The 2,055-nt window shown below is 34.8% G+C and carries 3 protein-coding genes; all 3 read right to left on the bottom strand.

The features are described 5' to 3' along the window. Positions 1–240 precede the first annotated feature (240 nt). On the bottom strand, positions 241–492 hold the full coding sequence (locus SVN78_10530) for a hypothetical protein (GenBank protein ID MDY6822040.1): 252 nt from the start codon (positions 490–492) through the stop codon (positions 241–243). Further along, entirely contained in the window at positions 387–656 is a 270-nt protein-coding gene (locus tag SVN78_10525) for a hypothetical protein (protein MDY6822039.1), read from the bottom strand. Before SVN78_10525 ends, SVN78_10530 begins: the two co-directional genes overlap by 106 nt. Continuing rightward, positions 653–2,055: 4-hydroxyphenylacetate 3-hydroxylase N-terminal domain-containing protein (locus SVN78_10520; protein MDY6822038.1), on the bottom strand; the 1,403-nt coding region annotated here is incomplete at its 5' end. The genes SVN78_10520 and SVN78_10525, both read right to left, overlap by 4 nt.

The following is a 2,055-nucleotide window of genomic DNA, read 5'->3' as shown; positions in this document are numbered from 1 at the left end:
ATCTTCATAAAGCTTTCTAGAGGGAGCTTCCCCTTTTGCTATCTTACAAAAAATACAATCCATAATTTTACCTCCACCATTTTTAATACAAACAATTTGCTTCTACATATTTTTAAATATTTCAAACATAATAAATAAAGACCACTCTATGATTTCCTCTTTTTTATTCAGCAGCAAAAAAACTTGAATACATATTTCTCATTCAATTTTTCTTTGTATTCTCATCAAAAATAACTACATTCAATTCTTCACAATTTTGAAACAAGGTAAAACATAATCTGATGTAATACTCTTAAAAACAGCTGTAATACTAATATCACATGATAATTCTTTATTATTACAATCAACAATATTTATTAATAGCATTGGTCCTTCATCTAGTTTTACTACTGCTGCATTATAGAGTATTCTACCTTTAAAGGCCTCATGATATGCATAGTGATAAATAGCAGGGGGCCACCTAACAAATCCACAATCATTGCATCTTTGGATAGGTAATATATGTTCTTTGTATCCTTTTTTAAGCCAGCATCTTTTATAGCATTTGCACATGCTTCAACATGAAAGCTAAGGGCAGTCCTATCTTCAATTCTCCCCTTTTTTGTAAAACCTATACCAGCAATAGAACTATAACCCCTAAGTGGATTTTTAATCATTCTATATTTAACATCTTTTTTACAAGCTCTTTATCAGGTTCATAATCTATCACCCTTTGAAGCATAATCTTTTGGGCCATTATGGGTCCTGCACCATGCCACGTACCTACACCATGAAGCCCAGCAGTCCAATTTTGAATTAATTTTGTAACCTTCATAATATTTTCTGTAGATGTATTTGAGTCAAAATTTAGATATTCCTCCACATAATCTTTAACCTCTGGATTTTTAAGCTCTTTTAATGATGGCAATGTAACAACTAAACCACCACCTATATCCCCAGCAAGTGCTAAAACACGCCAAAATGCTTTTGCTACATTCAATTTAGATACATTACCCATAAGCTCATCAGGTAGATATATACCTGAGCCCTCTGGCTCTTCAGCACCATTTTGCGCTGCAGTTATACCGCAAGCCCTGCATGTCTCCCTTAGAACAACCATCTCCATTAATTCATCATTAATATGCGCAGCCTTTTCTAAACCCTTATATTCCTGGATCAGTTTACATGCACCTATTATCTGATTCATAAATCCTACCTTACATGTGCCACCACAGGTCATTCGGTGAGTTTTTGCAAATCTCGTTATAAACTTAATGGAATATTGATATTCTCCACAATGAAATACTCTCTCCCACGGAACAAATACGTTATCAAATATAACCATCGATGTCTCACGTTGTCCAAATAGGGGATTCCCCAAATATTCAATATCATCCATGAGGTCTCTTTCAGCAGAATAAGGAGTATATTGACATACATAGGTAATCCCTTTAGCATCTGATGGGGTTGCAAAGGCAACTGCATAGTCTTCCTCACCTTTATAGTGAGCTCCCTGTGGTAATACATTTATATAATGACTGCCATAAGCTCCGCTAATATTTAATTTTGCACCTTTAACAACAATACCGTCTTTATTTTTATCAACTATCTTCAACGAAAGATAGGGGTCACTCCACTCTAAAGTTTTCTTTTTCCTATTACCCCTAGGCTCAGTCATTGCACCTGCCACTGACAGATCATTTTTTTGAACCATTTTTAGATAATCAAGAAATCTTTGATGGTAATCTGTACCTAGCTCTTTATCCATTTCCCAGGTAGTTGCATAAAGGGCATGAAATGTATCATAGCCAACGCAGCGGTAAATACATGTGCCCAACATCTCAGCTGTAAAGGTCCCTGCCTTTGCTTTTTCAACAAGCTCTTTATTGCTCCTGCTAATATGGGTATATCTATTTACTGTATCATTAATAATTGGTGAATAGCATGTCATAATATCCTTATATGCTGGATCAAGTGCCCACTTATAACTTGCCTTATTAGATTCTATAACTGTCTTTGTGTTCTTGTTTTTAAATATATCATCAACCCTTTCACCATTCATAAAAACCCGTGGTT

The sequence above is a fragment of the Deferribacterota bacterium genome (assembly GCA_034189185.1).
Lineage (GTDB): Bacteria > Chrysiogenota > Deferribacteres > Deferribacterales > UBA228 > UBA228.
The sequence above is the reverse complement of the archived record's forward strand: the minus strand, read 5'-3'. Positions and strand labels throughout refer to the sequence as shown.